The organism is Cupriavidus sp. PB-02 (assembly GCF_058252315.1).
Genome location: NZ_CM177694.1, coordinates 1804418 through 1822260, shown reverse-complemented (window position 1 = coordinate 1822260; position 17843 = coordinate 1804418). Strand labels below are relative to the sequence as shown.

Genomic DNA, 17843 nt, shown 5'->3' with positions numbered 1-17843 from the left:
GACGGCAGTGTCAGGTGGCCGGCTCGGTCGCGTAGGATGGAGCTCTGAAGAAGACAAGCTCGCTTTATCACGGCCATCGCTTTCCCGCCGCGGTCATAAGCAGCGCGGTGCGCTGGTACTTCCGGTTCAATCTGAGCCTGCGCGATTGACCGTCGCTCTGCGTGATGGCCACGGCGGCTTCCTCTCAGGGTTAGCTTCGAATCGTAGCCGCCCAACTGCCCCCACCCCATCATGGTGCCGCCCAGTTTCGAGAAGCCTCACTGGTGCCAAACAGCGAGCACGACAGCGTCTCGAAGGCATTCTTCTTACTGGATCGATCAACACGGTGAGTCGCGCAGTCTTGGATTCCATGTGTGTTCGAATAGTATTTGCCGGCCGCCGGCGAGCCGGTCGCCGAACTGCACGCTAACACCGCGCGCGCTGACTGCCACCCAAGGCCGTCCTTGACGGTCACCGTACCTCGGCTGCTTCGCAGAAATTGGTACGCACACGGTAGGTCCTTGCACGCCCAATCATTCTGCAGTCAACGCCAACATCCCTTCCCGACTGCCGCTTACCTCTAACCCTTGGCCGCGGCTGGGCAGCGGCTGACACGTACGTCGCCACCCTCATGCAGCTACCGGCGGACAGGAAGCCGACGAATCAGCTCAGCCTCCCAGCGAGCCAGACCACGGCGAGGTAGGTCAGCACATGCGCGTACTGGTCCACGCCAAATGCCCACCAGAACTGCGGCAAGTTCGGCGTCAATTTGGCGCGTCGGCCAAGGCGCACCTTCCAGCGGTCAACCATGTAGTGGACGACGGCGTCGAAGATCCCCAGCCAGAGCCAATGGGCCACACCGAAGCCGCCGAGCAGCACAGCGGTACACAGGCCATGTAGCCCCGCGTGGGCATAGCCACCTGGGCTCCGGAAGTCGCCCTTGCCGGCCAGCATCCAGCTCGGCTGCCACAGGAAGTCGCACACGAGATGCTTGGTGAACAGTGCGAATAGCAGCAGCAACGCCATGGCCAGCTCTCCACCCAAAGTCACGCCAGACCGCGCCCATCAGCGATGGCACCGCGCTCTGGCTTTTCATTATCAATGAACAGTAAAGAATAAGGCCACCAGAGCTGCCACAGAAATCGTTTCCGGCAGCAATATGCGTCGCGCTACGCCGGCCTTTCGACCCGGAAAAAACTCCACATTCTGCCCGGCATTGACCGCGCGTTGCAACCACGCCGGCCTCTCCCCCTACCTGTCCCAGGTCTGCCCCTCAACGTTAAAATAGCGGACCCGCATCCCACTCAACCGCCTGCTCCCGCCCCCGTCGCCCCGCTGCCCATGCCGCCGGAGCGCCTGCGCCTGCCTCCGGCGCTGTCCGGTCGCGGTAACAACCGCGCCCGGGCCGATGCGAAACGGGCGCAGCATCTGCAAGCCAGTCGTGCGGCAAGAACACGATCAAAGCCTCCAAAATTCGGGTTCGTCAGTAAAAAGTGTGGGTTGTCGGCGGCTCAGGGAGTTTGCCAAGTGCATGATATAGCGCGATTTCCGTCGCTTTGAAGGTCTTGAAACCATAGGCTTTTCGCATGGTGACTTTGGCCTTGTTGTTCAAGCCCTCAACGATGCCGCTGGAGAACTGCCCGCGTGCGCGGAAGTAGTTGAGGATCAGTTGCCGGTGCACGCGCACGGTACGGGCGAACTTCTTCATCGGCTCGATGCGTGAGCGCATGACCCGGGTGCACCACTGATCAAGGAATCTTTCGGCCCAGACCGGCGAGACGTATTCCCAGAGCTGCTGGAATTCCTCCTTGAGCAGCCAGGCGCGCACGGTACGCAGGTTGTACTGCAACAGCTCACGCAGGCGCAGCCGCTGTTTGCCGGTGAGGTTTTCCTGCCGCTTGAGCAGGCACCAGCGGGTCTTCTTGAGCACCGGTTCATAGCCGTCGCGGGTCATGCGGCGGGCTTCGTCAGCACGGACCTCGTCGATCGCCTTGTTCATCTTCGCCACGATGTGGAAACGGTCGAGGATGTTCAGTGCGTTGGGGCAGTGCTTTGCAACCATGTCGAGGTAGGGCTGCCACATGTCGGAGCAGACAAACTCGACGCTTTCGCATAGCCGTTCGCCGATCATGGCGAAGAATCGTGCGAAGCTTTCCTTCGTGCGCTCCTGCCCGACCCAGAGCAGCCGCGTGCAGCCGGCCTCGATCTGGTAGACCAGCGTGAGGTACTGGTGTCCACGGCCATACTGGATCTCGTCGACCCCAAAGGCGCGGATCGTGCCCAGCTCACGATGGGCCAGTCCCCACTGCACCACCCATTCCACTGCATTGAAGACCTTCTCCCAGCTGGTCCGGAAGCTTCGTGCCGTTTCTTTCCAGGACAGCTTGCGAGCCCATTGCGCCAGGAACAGCATGTATGCCTTCGTCAACGTGTGCTTGCCGCTGGCCCACGGCACCTCTTCAACCTTCACGCCGCAATCGCGGCAGTCGACGCGGCGCATGGCATAGAGCAGAAACACCGCAAAGCCCCACACCGGGATAAACTCGAACCTGCGCTGTGCGAGCGTGTCGTAGCCCCGGGCGGGCCGACTACAGCATGAGCAGATCGCCTTTGAGCCCTTGCGCGGACGTACGTCGATTTCGATGGACTGGGTGAGCTCGCACAGCCGCGCACCTTCATAAACAAAACCGGGAACATGATGGCAGGCATTGAGCAGGCGGGTCAGCAACATGGCTAGCAAGGCCGCGAGCGGCAAGGGCAAACCGGCTATTGTCGCGCAGGATCCAGACACACTGGTGCGATATGTGCCCGACCTGCAGGAATGGCCTGCATCGTGGCGCGTCGAAGACAGGGATATCCCGCCCGGACAAGCAATCGTGGCCATATTCACGCCTTTCCTCGAGCATCTGCTGACCCTGGGATACGCACGCAAGACACTTCTTCGCCACCGCGATCACCTCTGGATGCTCGGCGGCGAAATGATCCGGCGACGCTACGAGGATCCCGACGCGCTTGCCATGCCCGTGGTGACCCTCTTGCACAACCTCATCGAGGAGGACGGCGGCCCCCTCATCTGGCCACGTATCTCCGAGTCCGAGCAAAATTCGTTTGATGCAACCTGCCGAAAGCTCTACCACTATCTGAATCGGTCGCCGAACGCCTGACCGCGCCTCGATTCACCCACAGATTCCGCTGACGAGCCAAAATTCGTTGAAGCCCAGCTGATCCTGGTCGATGCCCCTAAGCTCAGGGTATAGGCAGCAGGCCCGGCGAAGGGCGCAACGATCTATTTCAGGGCCACGGCACCAGCGGGAATGCACTTCTCAGGTGACAACTTCGCCGGCCTCCGCCGTCAAACCCGGTTTTGCATCACACACAAGCATCCGGGCGTTACGCCTGTGCTGATCACAGCGCCACGCGACTCCTCCAGATCGGCGCTTCTCTGGGATACACCGGGGGCGATTTCATGGGGCGGGTTGCCTACGCCGATGCCAAGGATGCGTACGGCCCGGGAAGAATGCCCGGGAGTATTTCATCGGCGCCAAGTACAACTTCGGGATGGCGACCAGCTACGTCAACTACATCATCAACCGCGGCGCTATCGTGCCCGGTACACCCAACTACAAATCGGAAGATGTGTTGGTCGGCGAAATGGCACCGGTCGGGGCAGGACGCGTGATCCTGTCGTACATCCACAAGAACGATCGTACGGCAGCTAACAACGATATCCAGCAGGCTACCATCGGATATGTGCATCGGGAATACGGCTACCAGCGGCTTCTACCGCGTGTGGAATGCGAACGATGTCGGCAACCCAGGCGCCGGCAATTCAGCATTCAATGTCGGCATCAATTACATTTTTTGACTACCACCCGGCGAGCTGGTCCTCGCCGGCCTTCTTGCCCGATGCAGCCGAAAACTCGCATCGGGTCTATTTCATGGACGGTGCAAGAACCGTATCAGTCTTTCGCCACTCACCCAGCCCTCATAAGCACTGGCACCCCATCCACAACCAACCGGACCTGCCCCCGCCCCGCATGAATTAACTGCACGGGAAGATTCTTCTCCCCCAACCGCCGCCGAAGCAGCAGCATCCGCGTTTCGAGGTTGTCCTTGATCTCTGGTAGCCGCAGCGCCTCCGCCAGTCGGATCTCGCGGTTGCTGAAGGCGTTCCGGCCTTCGTTGATGTAGACGCCCAGCATATAGGCCAGCAGGCGTCCCGCGACGCCTTTGATGACGTAGGCGTTGTCGATGAAGACACTATCGTCAACAGGGTGGTGCGTCACGTGGATGACGCGATCACCTGGCTGTCCGGGCACCATCCGGAGCGCTGACGGGCGGGCGTCCGGGACCAGCGCTTCGCAGAGCGCCAGAGCCAGTGCGCACTGGCTGGCGATCATTTCAAGTGTCGTTTCATGTGCCGTGCGAAAGGCGATCCGCTCCGGGCTTTCCACAAACAACACGCCGCGCAACGTGTCTTGGGCCAGCATGGGGACGGCCATCTGACTCATGGCGTCGGGCAGGCTGGGCAGCACGATGATGCGGGTGCGGTTTTCGTCGGCGGGGCTGGTGGCTTCGATCGCGTCGCCCAGCCGCCGAATCCGGCTCAGGTCATTGACTTTCACCGGGCGCCGGGTGACGGCGGCGATGCCAATTAGTCCCTCGTCGAATGCCACTTCGGAACCGGCGCCGGAGCGACCGTAGCCGCGGCTGACCACGGTGGTAAGCAGGCGTCGGATAGGGTCGCTCTGCAGCACGATGGCATGCGGGAATCCCAATTGTGCGCAGCCATCGAGCACTGCACCCATTACGGCTTCCGTATCGCTTTGTGCGCTGATGGTTTTCATTACCTGGCCGAGGACGGCAAGATCGGGCGCCGGCGATGCGTCGCCTGCATGATCCGTCCCCGCGGGGGAAACCACAGGTTCGATGCCATCGACGCGGAACACGTCGATGGCCTTGAGGCGCATGATGCCAGCCATGCCGACTTGGGCGCTGCTGGCCCGCAATTGGTCTGCCACGCGCTTGAACAGCGGCCCTTCGTCGCGGGATGAAACCCAGGTGATATCCAGCTTGTACTGACCGCCGTGGCGGGCGCTGACCAGCAGCAGGGAGGCATGCGGATTGGCGCGGATATTGGCGGCGGTCTTGGCGAAGAACTGGTTGGAGATGGCGATATGCGCGTCGTCCACCATCACCACATGCGACAGGTAGGAGATATTGGGCGTGCCGTCGGCCGCAGTTGTGGCGATGATCGAGGGGATCACGCCTTCGAAGCAGTCGTCGAGGTCGCGCAGTAGCATCATCGCGCACCCCTTTCGGTGGGCGAGCCCGCAGCGGTGCCTGCCTTTGGCCCGGGGGTCTGGATGTAGGCCTCTCGCACGTGCAGCCGTGCGACCGTCAGCTCCCGATCCGCGAGCCACGGTGAGACCAGTTCGGGCCGCAGTCCGAGGCCGCCGAACAAAGCATAGATGTCGGCCCGGTAGCGCCGGGAAAGCTCCAGGTCTGAGGAATCGACTGCGCGGAGTTGGGCGGAGCCTTTCAATTGATAGGAGACATAGTCCGCGGGGCGCGCAAAGGTGACGGCGGCCTGCCCGTTGGCGGCTACGTTGTCCATCGCTTCCGGCCATTGCCAGGCGGACACGATGACCTCGACGATTTCCTCGTTGATGGCGCGAGCACCGACCGCGCGAGCGATCGAGGGCCGGTTGGCCTGGTCTCGCGTGCCGACGATGATCATCACAGGGCTCGCGATAAAGTCCAGGATCTCGTCTGATAGCCGCATATTGGCCCGGATTGTCTTCGCTTCGTAAACGGTTAGGAACAACTTAGGAAGTACGGCCAGCCACTTAGCAACCTTTTAGCGACGCTATTTTGTGTGGCAGATTATAACGTTGGGACCATCCACAAAAGGATAGTCCCACCATGCAACATCCGAAAGGCAGGCAGGTTGCCATCATCGGCGCCGGCCCGGGCGGCTTGGTCTCGGCTCGCTGGCTGCTGCAGCACGGCTTCGAGCCGATCCTGCTCGAGGCCGGCGACCGGCTCGGCGGTCAATGGAACTCGTGCAGCGCGGCCAGCGCGACCTGGCCCGGGATGCGCACAAACACCAGCCGAGTCATGTCGGCCTTCTCCGACCTGGAGCATGGCGAAGATGTCGCGACGTATCCGCGCCAGGACCAGATGCTTGCCTACCTGGAGCGCTATGCAGCCCGCTTCGATTTACTGCGCTGCATCCGCTTCGGCACGCGTGTCGAGCACCTCGAGGCCGCGGAGGGCAGCTGCTGGCGGCTACGTTCGCGCAGTGCGGGCAGAATGCACGAAGAGAGCTTCAGCCAAGTGATCGTGGCCACGGGCGCGCAAGCCGTGCCGCTTCTGCCTGACATTCCTAGCATGGCGAACTTTACCGGCGCGCTCGGCATCGCACATACCGCGCGTTACAAGGGTGCTGAGCCTTACCGAGGCCGTTCTGTGCTGGTGGCCGGCTGTTCGATCAGCGCCCTGGAAATCGCCTCTGATCTCGCTTTTGGCGGAGCAAACGTCACAGCAGCCTACCGCCGCCAGCGTTATATTGTCCCTAAGCTGATTGCAGGCGTGCCGGCCGAACATGTGCTGTTCCACCGCGCTGCAGCGCTGGCAGGCGAGGTGCTTCCGGCCGAGGCGCTAGCGGAGGGTCTGAAGGCGGCCGCGCTTCGGGCCGGCGGCGCGCCCGACCAGTTTGGGGCGCCGGTGCCCGATGCCAATGTATTCGCGGCGGGCATCTCCCAGTCACAGGGTTTCCTGCCGGCTGTGGCCGAAGGCCGGGTTACCGTGCGCCCCTGGATCGACCGCATCGAAGGAGGCACCGTGCGCTTTACCGACGGCACTGTCGCGACGCCCGATGCGATTCTCTTCGGGACCGGCTATGGACTGTCGGTGCCGTGGCTGGCGCCAGACATTGCACGGACGCTGAACTACGACGGCAGGGGGCTAGACTTGCACGCCCATACCTTTCATCCGGACCTCCGGGGACTGGCCTTCGTCGGCCTCTACAACCTGGTCGGCCCCTATCTGCCGGTGCTCGAACTGCAGGCCCGTTGGATTGCCTACACGCTGGCCGGCCTGACACCCATGCCGTCGCCGACCCAGATGGCGCAGGGGCTGGCAGCGTCCCGGGCGATGCGGCAGCGCGGGCAGCAGCCAGTGCTACATGATCTTGCGGTTTCGCTGGCGCGCCAGATCGGCGTGGAGCCCGATCTGGCGCGCTGGTCCGAGCTCGAACGCGCGCTGTTGTTCGGCCCCCTGTCGCCGGTCTCGTTCCGCTTGCAAGGCCCAGACCGCCTGAACGACGCGCCGACCCGGGCGCTGGCAGCCGCTCAGGCATTCGGGGCAATACGCGGCCCGGAGTTTACGCCGGAGGAGCTGCGGTTGCGCAGCTTGATCGGCAGCCGGGAAGCCGTCGTCGCCTGAACCGCCTCGCGTCGCCAGCCATTCCAGTCGCCCACGCACGCTGCGCGTCCGGGCCGCGAGGGGCCCGACGCGGCGATCGCCACCTGGTTCATCGTAGCGCTCCGGAGACGGCGGGCCTCGACTTCGACGACGAAAGCCTTCGATCACACCGGTGTTTAGCAGTTCCGGCAGCTGCGCCGCGAATCAGCCGTGCATGGCCGACAGGAACTGCCGCAGTTCTGGCGTCCGTGGGTCGCCGAACACCTGACCAGGGGTGCCGGTCTCGTGCACCTTGCCCTGGTGCATGAAGACGATGCGGTCGCTGACCTTGCGCGCAAAGTTCATCTCGTGCGTGACCATGATCAGCGTCATGCCTTCGGCGGCGATAGACTCGACCACACTCAGCACCTCTCCCACCAGCTCCGGGTCCAGCGCGGAAGTGACTTCGTCGCAGAGCAGCACGGCCGGGTCCATCGCCAGCGCGCGGGCGATCGCCACGCGCTGCTGCTGTCCGCCACTGAGCTGGTCGGGGTAGCTGTCGAACTTCTCACCGAGGCCGACGCGCTGCAGCAGTGCCTGCGCGCGCCGGCGCGCATCCACCTTCGGCACGTCCTTGAACAGCGTGGGCGCGAGCATCACGTTCTGGCCTGCGGTCAGGTGTGGGAACAGGTTGAAATTCTGGAAAATCATGCCGACGCTTTGTCGCAGATCGCGCATCGCCTTCGCGTCGCCGTGACGCAGCACCTGGCCGTCGATCGACAGCTTGCCTTGCTGGAAAGCCTCGAGCCCGTTCAGGCAGCGCAGCAGCGTGCTCTTGCCGGAGCCGCTGCGGCCGATGATGCAGACGACCTCACGCCGGCCGATCTGCAAGTCGATGCCCTTCAGGACTTCGTTGTCGCCATACTGCTTATGCAGGCCCTCGACATCGACGAGATTGTACACCCCTCCCCTTCAATGCATGATTGGATCGAGATGTGCATGGGGGATCTCCGGTAGTCTCAAGACAATGACTCCTTTCCTGACGGATTTTCCCCCTGCTTTTGGCCACTCCCATATTAGTTTTGGTTGGCGCGGGCCACGATTTCCTGACAAATCAAGACGATCAAGGCTCTGAACGAGAACGACTTCATCATGGCGGCCGAGACCAACCAGTTGGCCACCGCACCAGGGCAGTAAGGAGTCAGCGGGACCCGCGCTGCGCGAATCGCCGCTGACTCATCCACTAACGCTGGAACGGATCGAGGTTGAGGAACGGCTTAAGGCCGGTGCTCGCGCCCCCCGCTCCCACCGCGCTAATGCATTCCGTGTTGTCCACGCCGTTCCCGGTGCTTCCGTCCTGCAGCAAGGCTCCGGAAGAGCTGACCTTATGCCCCTGGGGGAAGCAGAGCGAGGGGTGATCGAACGGCGCTTTGCGATAGCGCACGCGGTCATCACTCAGGGCAAGCATGAAAGCCACCAGGTCTTGCTTGTCCGACTCCGTCAGGCCGAGCGGCGCAATGCCCCGATCCAGATTCGCCCTGTTGACGTCCGCAAAATCCCCGCCACGGTTATAGAAGTCCACCACCTGCATCAGGGTAGATTTTCCGCCGTTATGGAAATACGGGCCGGTAAACTCCAGATTGCGCAGACTTGGTGTCTTGAAGGCACCGTCAACCGCCACACGCTGGGTCTCGCCGACTGCCGTCTCCTTGGTGGTATCGAAGCCGTTGCCCAGCAACTGGGTCTTGCCCTGCTGCGCCATCCGCGTTTCGGAGAACGGATTGCCGAACGGATCGATGCCGCCGACGCCGAGATCCTCTGCGGTCGGTTGCACGCCGATGTTGTAGAAGCCGTTGTCATAAACAGCTTCCAGCCCATCTCCCATTGGCATCCGCCTGAGCCGCTGCGCGGTCACGCTGGAGAATGAGGCGGCAGTGAGTTCAGCACCCGAGTGACAGCGGCTGCAACGCCCGGCCCCGGTGAAGATCCTGGCGCCGCGTAACTGCTGCTCATTCAAGGCTCCGGTCTGGCCGTCGAGGTAACGGTCGACCGGCGTATCGTTGGCAATCAAGGTAGACTCGTAAAGCTGAACCGCGAGGCCGAAGAAGAGCGCGAAGTTGGCCTCCATCTGGCTTACCTCGAACTTCTCGTTGCTGCGCTTGAACGGGCGGGCGGGCAGCAAATCCATCGAGCCGGTTTTCGCCTCATCCGCAGCCGACATGCGCATCAGTGTCGGTGAGTTCCAATACTCGGGGCGGAATGCCTTCTTGACCAGCTCAGAGTAAGTCGGTAGCTGATCGTTGTTGCGCAGTAACTCCAAGGGGCCAAGTACGCTGTCGTCCGCAGCGATGGTCTGGCCGGCCAACGGCCGCTGGCCAAGCAGCTTCTTGCCGAGCTTCATGAATGACCGGCCCGCGCAACTCATCTCGACCGCGCTCAGGGGCGGCCCGTCACTCTGCGACGCCAGGGAGGCGCCTGGAATGGCCACCTGGATTTGCCTGAGCACGCCACCCTCGTGCTTCCACACAAGGGCATTGGGATTCCTCATGCCAAACGGATCGCCGCCGTTGTACATGTTGTTGGCGCGCCCATCCCAGAAGTTGCGGAAATTGAATACCGCATTGATCACGGACGGCGTATTGCGTCCGGTCACTTGCCGCGTGTTGACGCCGTTGATGTTGAAGCCTGTACCGCCGTGGAAGATGTCGTCGGAAACCGTGGCGCAGACATCGCCTGTCTTGCCCGTGCCGAATTCAACGAAGTTGCGGGTGAATACCCCCTGCGAGCCAGAAACCTCATTGACGTTCGAGAGTTGCGGCTGCGCCTGGTTCACGTCCACGTGCTTGGTGAACGCAAAGTCTTCCGGCTTCAGGGTGTAGTTAGGCCGGCCCAGCTGGAAGGTCTTATCGCCGCCCAGCAGGCCTGGAGAGAGCTGGTTCGTGATGCGGTTGTCGACACCGGCATGGAAGTGGCAACTTGCGCAGGCGGTCTTGTTGTCGCTGCCCACTTTCATGTCCCAGAACAGCGCCTTGCCGAGCTGGATGGCGGCCGCCTTGTCCTTGACGAACTGATCGAGAACTTCGGCAGGCGGACCGGGAACCACAGCGGTCTTGAGCGACTTCAGCCCCGCCAGTGGATCTACCACTTGCGCCTGCAGTAAGCGCCACATCAGAACTGGTGTCGCCATCAGGATGGCGACCATGAGCATCGCCTTAAGCGGTGCCTGACCGCGTTGCCTTTGGCGGCGCAATTTTCCCGCGCCCGGGGACGAGGAGCGGGCGCCGTCGATGCGTGACGGCAGGCAATCACCGGGCCCGGGCGCATGAGCGCGGGAGCGCGGCTGCGTCGGATCGGGGTTGGTATCAAGAGCGTGGGGGTTGTTGGGCATATCTTCCACCTGGACCGTAGGCGCTGCACCACATGAGTTTGAGCGGGGTTGTCGTGGTTCCCGTCGCCAAGGCATCGCCCCGCGCCAGAACTGCTCTCGGCCCCCTCACGCGTTGGCTGCTGCCTTGCAGGAGGACCTGCAGATACCACTTCCGACCATATTTGGCTGCGACAGGGTCCAACGTGAGCCGTCTATGTGCGCTACCGCACAGACATTGCCGGTCACGCCAAGGCACCAGAGCGTCGAGCAGGTCAGTTGCCTGACCAAAAAGGGTCCTGCCGTGGTGTATCGTCTTCGCAACAATGAGACGGGGAGCCGCCCTGCGAGACACGATCGTTCTCGAGTTCGACGACGGCGAAGGAATCGCGGTCAAGCGGATCAAGGTAATGCGGTTTCACCGCCTCGCCGGAAGTCACGCCTCGGGGACGTCGGATTGTCCTTGGCCGAAGTAAAGTCACTGATCAATTGCATCCCGGGGGAATTTATTGTCGAGCAACTCGATCGCTCTTGCCCGTCGCAGAGAGCATGCAAGGCATGCGGCGTACACCGTCGCCTGCACGATGGTCATTGCGCCGAGCTGAAGACCACACTCGGTCAGGTCTATTACTGGTGCGCTACCGCGCCCCCGGACTGCCGCCTAGCCCGCAGTCTGAGGAAACGCGCCCGCTGGTGCTGCCGGTGATCGGCCGTGAGCCGGGTCGCGATCAGGCCCTGTCACCCGGGGCGCTGCTCTGGTGCTGAAGGAGGTATTTGACATGGCCGCGGCGCGCCTGCGCGCGCGCGTCCAAGTGGGAGGGTCAGGCCAGCGGTGCTGGCCAGCGCCTCGGCGCACTGGCTGCGCCACACCGCTGGCTCCCACATGACGGATCGGCAGGTCGACCTGCGCTTTGTGCGCGACAACTTCGGGCATAGCTCGCTGTCAACGACTAGCGGCTACCTGCATAGCGAAGAGGATGCCCGCCATGAAGCCACGCAGGAGCGGCATCGAATCGGTTGGGGCCCCCCGAAGAAGGAAGAACCGTGATTCAACGCAGATCTCGTTCGCGCTATTCCGGGCAGTGCCGGCTATGGCAGCATCCACGGCGACATCGTCGCCCCGCTGGAAGCCACCGGACGCGCTGATGACTGCCACGACAGGGAAATCGGTCGCCGCATTGTCGAGTTTGAGCAAGGCAGGCCAGAACCGCACGGCATGGGCAAGCCTTGCTCAAGCGACGATCACTGATCTTTCGAGGAGGTTCCGGCGCGGCGCCTCTTGGTCCGTCGACCACATTCCGCAGACACCGCCTGCGAAATTGCCTAGCCACGTGACTTCGCAGACATGCCGGTAACGAAAATTTCGAAGCCCCCCCGGAACACCGTCCACCGGTCCGCCCTAGGCAAAGCCTTCTCAGTGCCCTAGTCGGCTTTCGGCGGGAGCGTTAAAAACCTTGGGGTTTAAACTGCGAGAGCCCGAGTTGCTCCAAGAACTCAACGACTTCCCTTGACCTCGGTTCTGTTGGTGGCTCATACCTAGCGAGTCTCTCGACGAGGTCACCGTTGATCACGGCACAACGGACCTGGGCAAGCAAATGGACACCGTTCGGCGACCAGCGCATTTGTTGACGCTTGCACATGCGTTGGTTCAGCACCTGATTGACCGCAGATTCGGCCCGCGCAGTTGAGATGGGCTTGTCTTGACGATGTCGTGCTCCGTAATTGATCGTCGCCCCACCATTCGCATCGACATATGCAACAAGCTCTCGGGCCCGGTAGTCCAGCTGCGCGAGGCTGTCGGCAACGCCAGGCGTTTCAGGCACGATCACCCGACAGATCGTCAGGATGCCCTGCATCCGATTTTTGGCCTTCTCAAGCTGGGCATGCCAGAAGCACCAGCGAAGTTTGTCGATGCGTGAAATCAACACACGTCGAGCAGCTTTTTCCGTTTCGACCTGCCGATAAGGCATCTGGGCCGACAGCTTGGCTTCAAGCGCGAGCAACTCACTGGTCGCCCGCTCCGGGACGTACTCCGTCATTGGGCTATACGGGAACTCCAATGGGAGGGGTGTTCCGCACGGACAGCAAATAATCCGAGCACTGCGAAACGGCACGGTACCAAAAACTGTGTCTACCTTGCGAATCCGTCGATCTTTGAGGTCGAGGAAACTGTGACAGCGAGTGCAAAATCGTCGCAGCATGCAGACTTCTTCAGCCTGCATTGCCACCATTATCTTCTGCAGCTCGTGCAGTACGTCTTTCCCTTCAGCCAGCGACAGGCCGACTTTCGCCGGTTCAAGTTCGCGATAAGGGCGGTCAATCTTGCAGACCTCAAATGTGGCGATTTCGCCATAATCCGTGGTGACCTCAGCGCGGATGGTGATTTTCATTTTGGGTCTCCGGCGGACGCGATTTGCCGGAATCCTAGGTGCCCTGCCCTTCGAACCCCAAGGTTTTTAACGTCCCACTCACCGGCTGGACTTCTATATACGGCGCGGGTTCCAGCCAGATTCCGGAGTGACAGAATGGCTTTGTTCTACGACTGGCGCCCGTTTGCGGGGCCGCTGTCGCCCGCCAGCGTGCGCCACGCGATGGTGATCCTGAACGCGCTCTTCGCCTGGCTGACCGAAGCCGGCTACCTGGCCGGCAACCCGCTCGCGCTGGCCCGGCGCCGACGCGCCCCCAGCCGGCCACGGATCACGCGCTACCTGAGTCACGAGCTGTGGGCGACCGTCAAGGAAACCGTCGAGGCGATGCGGGTGGACACCGAGCGCGAGCGTCTGCATGCCGCGCGCTGCCGCTGGGTGCTGACGGTGCTCTACCTGGGCGGGCTGCGGGCCGCCGAGGTGACGGGCACCCCCATGGGGGCGTTCTTCTGTCGGCGCGACGGCTCGGGTGTGGAGCGCTGGTGGATGGAGGTCACCGGCAAGGGCAACAAGAGTCGGCTGGTGCCGGCCTCCGACGAGCTGATCGCCGAACTGGCGCGCTACCGCCGCGCCCACGGCCTGGCGCCTACCCCGCAGCCTGGGGAGACGCGCCCCCTGGTGCTACCCATCATCGGCCGTGAGACGGGGCGCGACAAGCCCCTGTCGCGCGGGGCGCTGCACCTGATTTTGAAGGAAGTATTCGGCATGGCGGCCAGGCGCCTGCGGGCGCGCGGGTCCGAGTGGGAGGGTCAGGCCGCAGTGCTGGCCAGCGCCTCGGCCCACTGGCTGCGCCACACCGCCGGCTCACACATGACCGACCAGCAGGTCGACCTGCGTTTTGTGCGGGACAACTTTGGCCATGCCTCGATTGCTACCACCAGTGCCTACCTGCACAGCGAAGAGGATGCCCGGCACGAGGCCACGCAGGATCGGCATCGAATCGGCTGGAGCGCCTCCATCAAGGAAACCCCCTGATTCGGAACGTACGCCGACCACTCTGACAAAGTGGCGGAGCCATTGCATCCGACGTGCGCGGCACACACCGCTTCAGCCCGCGGGCTCCGAGCCGGCGCCGGAAGGCAACACACGCCGCCCCCCCATCCACACCACGATCAGCGAGCCAACCAGGAAGCCCGCCATGTCGATGCCGACATCGAGCCAGCGCGGATGGCGGTTGACGGCAAAGACCTGCAGCCCCTCGGTCAGCAGCGCCAGGCAAAGCAGCGCGGCGCCGCTATGCCGCACCGGCCAGGCGATCGGTCGCGAGGCCAACAGCCAAGCCATGCCGATAAACAGCAGGAAATGCGCCAGCGACGACAGCGGAAACGGCGCGTGCAGGCCGCGCTCGAGCAGGTCTCGCATGCGTCCGGGGATTTGCGTGCCGACTAGCAGCACCAGCACCAGCAAGCCAGTGGCGCACCACGCCAGGCGATGTCTCATCGACGCTTTCCCTCCAACTCCACGACGCGACCGCTGTTCTGCCAGACAGGCAGCGCCGGCACATGCGGGCGGCCGGCGCTGCCGCGCAGCAGCGCGCGCGTATCGGCCAGTCGCGCCTTGTCATGGCGCGGCGACACGCCGTTGATGACGCCGCCGACCACCACCGCCCCGCCACGCCCGAGCTGGCTCAGCGCCTGCGCCGCCAGTGCCTGCGGCGTTTCCAGCGCGCGCATCAGCAGCAGCGTCGCGCCGGCCAGGTGGCAGACCAGCATGGCGTCAGCCACGGCCAGCACCGGGGGCGTGTCGACCAGCACCAGGTCGAAGCGCGACTCGGCCTCGGCCAGCATCTCGCGCAGGCGCGGCTGGCTGAGCAGCTCGGAGGGGTTGGAGGGCAGCGTGCCGGCGCCCAACAGCCACAGGTCGGACACCGCGGTGCGCCGCGCTGCATCGCGCAGGCTCACGTTGCCGGCCAGCACATCGGCAAGGCCGGGGCCGCCGTCGATGCCGAAGTGGCCGACCAGCGCGCCGCGCCGCAGGTCGGCGTCGACCAGCAGCACGCGCAGGCCGGCATCGGCGGCCACTACCGCCAGGTTAGCCGCGGTAAAGGTCTTGCCCTCGCCCGCGCGGGCACTGGTCAGCGCGACAATGCGCCGGCCGCGCGGCGCCAGGCCGAGCTGCAAGGCGGCGCGCAGTATGCGCAGCCCTTCCACCGCCAGCGCGTCCGGATGCTGGCGGGCCAGCAGGTACTGGTCATGGCCGGCGCAGCCGGCGTCACTGATACCGCCCTGCACCCTCGCCACGACCGCGCCCTCGCCGGCAGCCAGCTCCACCGTGCTGCCCGGCGCGCGCGCGCGCTGCCCGAGCTGGCGCTGCTCGCTACTGAACATCACCTCGCAGATCACCGGCAGCGCCAGCCCGGCTTCGACGGTGCCGGCCGAGGCCAGTTGCGCGGCGCGGCGCTCCCGCAGCATGGCCCCGGCGAGTGCCAGCAGCAGTCCCGCCGCGCCCGCCGCCGCGGTAAGCAGCGCGCGCGGCGGCCCCGCGGGGACCACCGACGGCGTGGCCGCGTCGAGCAGCAGTGCCTCGCCGCCGGCGTCGGCGCGCGCCAGCGCCAGCCGCTGCGCCTGGCCGCGCAGCGACATGTAGGCGTCTTCGGCCACCTTGACGTCGCGCGTCAGCGAGACCTGGTCGCGCTCGGCCTCGGACAGCCCCTGCAGCCGGCCGTCGAGGCTGCGGCGGTCGTTGCGCAGCTGCTCGATCTGGTCGTCGATCGCGCGCACCTCTTGGTTCTCCGGCGTGTAGTGCCGCAACAGCCGCGCGCGGTCGAGCCGCAGTGAAGAGATCTGCCGCTGGTATTCGATGCTGCCGTGCAGGTAGGACTGCGCATCCTGGCTGGGCAGCAATGAGCCCGCGCGCGCACGGTGGCGGGCCAGCGCGCTTTCGGCCAGCTCCAGCTCGGCCCGCACGCGCGGCAGCTCGCCAGTGATGAAGTCAAGCGTGCGCCCGGCCTGCTCCTGGCGTTGCTGCGCCAGCGTGTGGGCGTACGAAGCGGCGATTGCGTTGACCACGGCACTGGCGCGTTGCGGATCGGTGTCGCGCCAGCCGATGCGGATCGCGTCGCCGAATGGTTCGCCGGGCTGCCACGTGGCCGGGCGCGCCGGCTCGATGCGCAGGGCACCGGCGAGCGCAGCCACCGCCGCGGCGCTGTCGCGCCGCACCAGCGTGAACTGAGTGCCGGGGCGCGCCACCAGCGCGGACAGCCGCAGCGAGACCTCGCGGCCGTGCGCCGGCGTACCCGCCTCGCCCTCCAGCAGCGCTTGCCCGCCGGGCGTCTCCAGCCGGAAACGCTGGCCGCCCAGCGCCACCAGGCGCAGCGGGTGGTCGACCAGCGCCTGGGGCACCGCCAGCGTGTCGACGGCCACGCGCTCGCCGCCCCAGCCGTATGCCGCCAATATCGGCAGCGGCGCCGGCAGCAGCCCGTCGCCGCCTGGCTGCACGAGCCAAGACCACAGCGTGGCGAGCAGCGGCACATGCCGCGGCGCCGCTTCGAGATCGAGCCCGTGCTCATGCACTACCGGCGCCAGCACCGTCCGGCTGGCAAGCACGCCGGTATCGAGCACCGTTGCATTCTGCCCGCCCGGCCCGCCCGGCCGCTGTGCCTGCCACGGCATCGGCTCGCCGCGTGGCGCGCCGATCAGCACGTCGGCCTGGTAGCGCGGCGGCAGCGACCACGCGTAGAGCGCACCGGCCAGCGCGGCCGCCACCGTGGCAAGCGCGATCCAGCCGGCATGCTCGCGCAGCGGCGCCTGGCCGCGTGTTGACGGCATGCCGGCGTGCGCGTCATGGACATGGGCGTTCATACGCAACTCCTCAGCGGGACGCCGTGATCGGCATGGCATGGCCGCGGACCGGCCGCTGCCGCGAAGGCAGCGGCATGCCCAGCCGGGGGCGGCAGCAAGCGGGCGTATTCGCGCTTGATCACGCGGTAGCATTCGCAGCCCATCGCTTCCAGCCTGGGACGGTCGAGCAACGCGATGCGGCCGCGGCTGGTCAGGAGCAGCCCGAGGTCCTGCATGCGGCCGATGGCCGCGGCCACGCCCTCGCGCCGCACGCCAAGCCGGTCGGCGATGCCTTGCTGCGTGATCAGCAACTCGCGCGAATGCATGCGCTCCAGCGTCAGCAGCAGCCAGCGGCACACCTGATCGTGCAGCGAGTGATGCCGGTTGCAGACCGCGACCTGCGCCACCTGCGTCAGCAGCGCCTGAACATAAAGCAGGCTGGCACTGCGTATCGCGGCGGATTGCATGAACGCATCGCGCATCGCCGTGGCCGGGATGCGGTAGGCCAGCCCGGTGCAACGCACTTCCACCCGATAAGGCATGGAATCGCCGCCGGTCAGGACCGGCATGCCGATCAGCCCCTCCTTGCCCGCCACCGCCACCTCGATGGCCGCGCCGGACTCGGACACGGCCAGCATCGACACCACCGCCGTCGTCGGGAAATGCACGTGGTGGATGCGCTGGCCCATTTCGCTCAGCATCTGGCCGGCGCGCAGCCTGACCAGCTCAAGCTGCTGCGCCAGCGGATAGCAGTCTTCCTGCAACAGCGCGGCCAGCACGTAGTTGAACTCCGGCCGCGAAAATTGGCTCTCCATGTCGGCTCCCCGTTCTGCTGCGACGATGATTTCCTCGATCCGCGGCGCTGCGCGCGTTCTGCATGCTTCCTGC

11 protein-coding genes and 5 pseudogenes are annotated in these 17843 nt (G+C 64.6%); 6 read left to right on the top strand and 10 right to left on the bottom strand.

Going from position 1 to position 17843, the window contains the following annotated elements; translation table 11 throughout:
- Nucleotides 1-44 precede the first annotated feature (44 nt).
- Nucleotides 45-146, top strand: a pseudogene (locus tag AC10V3_RS08710) (IS6 family transposase); the annotation flags it as partial.
- A gap of 496 nt (nt 147-642) precedes the next feature.
- Here AC10V3_RS08710 and AC10V3_RS08705 read toward each other — a convergent pair.
- The gene (locus AC10V3_RS08705) at nt 643-1005 is read right to left on the bottom strand and encodes a DUF3307 domain-containing protein (RefSeq protein ID WP_022534732.1); all 363 of its coding nucleotides are present in this window, start codon (nt 1003-1005) and stop codon (nt 643-645) included.
- A 457-nt stretch (nt 1006-1462) separates the two neighbouring features.
- Nucleotides 1463-2710, bottom strand: coding sequence for an ISL3 family transposase (locus tag AC10V3_RS08700; RefSeq protein WP_490923520.1), 1248 nt, complete (start codon nt 2708-2710; stop codon nt 1463-1465).
- Here AC10V3_RS08700 and AC10V3_RS08695 point away from each other — a divergent pair.
- Entirely contained in the window at nt 2709-3143 is a 435-nt protein-coding gene (locus AC10V3_RS08695; protein ID WP_454752718.1) for a hypothetical protein, read from the top strand. The genes AC10V3_RS08700 and AC10V3_RS08695 overlap by 2 nt on opposite strands.
- Nucleotides 3144-3953: 810 nt before the next feature.
- Here the strand turns inward: AC10V3_RS08695 and AC10V3_RS08690 are convergent.
- Nucleotides 3954-5285 carry a GAF domain-containing protein gene (locus AC10V3_RS08690; RefSeq protein ID WP_022534729.1) on the bottom strand — a complete coding sequence of 444 codons (1332 nt, stop codon included), beginning with the start codon at nt 5283-5285 and terminating at the stop codon, nt 3954-3956.
- Nucleotides 5282-5719, bottom strand: coding sequence for a hypothetical protein (locus AC10V3_RS08685; RefSeq protein ID WP_349605087.1), 438 nt, complete (start codon nt 5717-5719; stop codon nt 5282-5284). The genes AC10V3_RS08690 and AC10V3_RS08685 overlap by 4 nt, the downstream gene beginning before the upstream one ends.
- 185 nt (nt 5720-5904) lie before the next feature.
- Here AC10V3_RS08685 and AC10V3_RS08680 point away from each other — a divergent pair, with 185 nt between their 5' ends.
- Nucleotides 5905-7428, top strand: coding sequence for a flavin-containing monooxygenase (locus tag AC10V3_RS08680; protein WP_022534727.1), 1524 nt, complete (start codon nt 5905-5907; stop codon nt 7426-7428).
- A gap of 183 nt (nt 7429-7611) precedes the next feature.
- Here the strand turns inward: AC10V3_RS08680 and AC10V3_RS08675 are convergent, their stop codons facing one another.
- Nucleotides 7612-8349: an amino acid ABC transporter ATP-binding protein gene (locus tag AC10V3_RS08675; RefSeq protein ID WP_490923518.1), complete on the bottom strand. Its 738-nt coding sequence runs from the start codon at nt 8347-8349 to the stop codon at nt 7612-7614.
- Nucleotides 8350-8629: 280 nt separating this feature from the next.
- Nucleotides 8630-10588 (bottom strand): cytochrome-c peroxidase, encoded by a 1959-nt coding sequence (locus AC10V3_RS08670; protein WP_022534724.1) that lies wholly within the window; start codon nt 10586-10588, stop codon nt 8630-8632.
- 506 nt (nt 10589-11094) lie between these two features.
- On the opposite strand from AC10V3_RS08670, the pseudogene AC10V3_RS08665 reads away from it, so the two are divergent.
- Both AC10V3_RS08665 and AC10V3_RS08660 read left to right on the top strand, forming a co-directional pair.
- Nucleotides 11095-11381, top strand: a pseudogene (locus tag AC10V3_RS08665) (ISKra4-like element ISBusp5 family transposase); the annotation flags it as partial.
- Nucleotides 11381-11798, top strand: a pseudogene (locus AC10V3_RS08660) (tyrosine-type recombinase/integrase); the annotation flags it as partial. The pseudogenes AC10V3_RS08665 and AC10V3_RS08660, both read left to right, overlap by 1 nt.
- A gap of 405 nt (nt 11799-12203) precedes the next feature.
- On the opposite strand, the pseudogene AC10V3_RS08655 reads toward AC10V3_RS08660, so the two are convergent.
- Nucleotides 12204-13140 (bottom strand): annotated as a pseudogene (locus tag AC10V3_RS08655) (ISKra4-like element ISBte2 family transposase); the annotation flags it as partial.
- Between the two features lie 153 nt (nt 13141-13293).
- On the opposite strand from AC10V3_RS08655, the pseudogene AC10V3_RS08650 reads away from it, so the two are divergent.
- Nucleotides 13294-14151: pseudogene (locus tag AC10V3_RS08650) on the top strand (tyrosine-type recombinase/integrase); the annotation flags it as partial.
- Nucleotides 14152-14223: 72 nt separating this feature from the next.
- On the opposite strand, the gene AC10V3_RS08645 reads toward AC10V3_RS08650, so the two are convergent.
- From AC10V3_RS08645 to AC10V3_RS08635, 3 genes are read right to left on the bottom strand one after another with little or no spacing between them, the layout of a single operon-like run.
- Nucleotides 14224-14616 carry a VanZ family protein gene (locus tag AC10V3_RS08645; protein ID WP_022534721.1) on the bottom strand — a complete coding sequence of 131 codons (393 nt, stop codon included), beginning with the start codon at nt 14614-14616 and terminating at the stop codon, nt 14224-14226.
- The gene (locus tag AC10V3_RS08640) at nt 14613-16976 is read right to left on the bottom strand and encodes a polysaccharide biosynthesis tyrosine autokinase (protein ID WP_490923516.1); all 2364 of its coding nucleotides are present in this window, start codon (nt 16974-16976) and stop codon (nt 14613-14615) included. The genes AC10V3_RS08645 and AC10V3_RS08640 overlap by 4 nt, the downstream gene beginning before the upstream one ends.
- A complete protein-coding gene (locus AC10V3_RS08635; RefSeq protein WP_022534719.1) occupies nt 16973-17770 on the bottom strand; it encodes a Crp/Fnr family transcriptional regulator in 798 nt (265 codons plus the stop codon). The genes AC10V3_RS08640 and AC10V3_RS08635 overlap by 4 nt, the downstream gene beginning before the upstream one ends.
- Nucleotides 17771-17843 lie beyond the last annotated feature (73 nt).

Bases quoted from the DNA above. Each gene is read 5' to 3' on its own strand.
- AC10V3_RS08695 (WP_454752718.1), top strand. From the start codon at position 2,709: ATGGCTAGCAAGGCCGCGAGCGGCAAGGGCAAACCGGCTATTGTCGCG.
- AC10V3_RS08635 (WP_022534719.1), bottom strand. From the start codon at position 17,770: ATGGAGAGCCAATTTTCGCGGCCGGAGTTCAACTACGTGCTGGCCGCG.
- AC10V3_RS08670 (WP_022534724.1), bottom strand. From the start codon at position 10,588: ATGGTCGCCATCCTGATGGCGACACCAGTTCTGATGTGGCGCTTACTG.
- AC10V3_RS08640 (WP_490923516.1), bottom strand. From the start codon at position 16,976: ATGAACGCCCATGTCCATGACGCGCACGCCGGCATGCCGTCAACACGC.
- AC10V3_RS08705 (WP_022534732.1), bottom strand. From the start codon at position 1,005: ATGGCGTTGCTGCTGCTATTCGCACTGTTCACCAAGCATCTCGTGTGC.
- AC10V3_RS08700 (WP_490923520.1), bottom strand. From the start codon at position 2,710: ATGTTGCTGACCCGCCTGCTCAATGCCTGCCATCATGTTCCCGGTTTT.
- AC10V3_RS08690 (WP_022534729.1), bottom strand. From the start codon at position 5,285: ATGATGCTACTGCGCGACCTCGACGACTGCTTCGAAGGCGTGATCCCC.
- AC10V3_RS08645 (WP_022534721.1), bottom strand. From the start codon at position 14,616: ATGAGACATCGCCTGGCGTGGTGCGCCACTGGCTTGCTGGTGCTGGTG.
- AC10V3_RS08680 (WP_022534727.1), top strand. From the start codon at position 5,905: ATGCAACATCCGAAAGGCAGGCAGGTTGCCATCATCGGCGCCGGCCCG.
- AC10V3_RS08685 (WP_349605087.1), bottom strand. From the start codon at position 5,719: ATGATCATCGTCGGCACGCGAGACCAGGCCAACCGGCCCTCGATCGCT.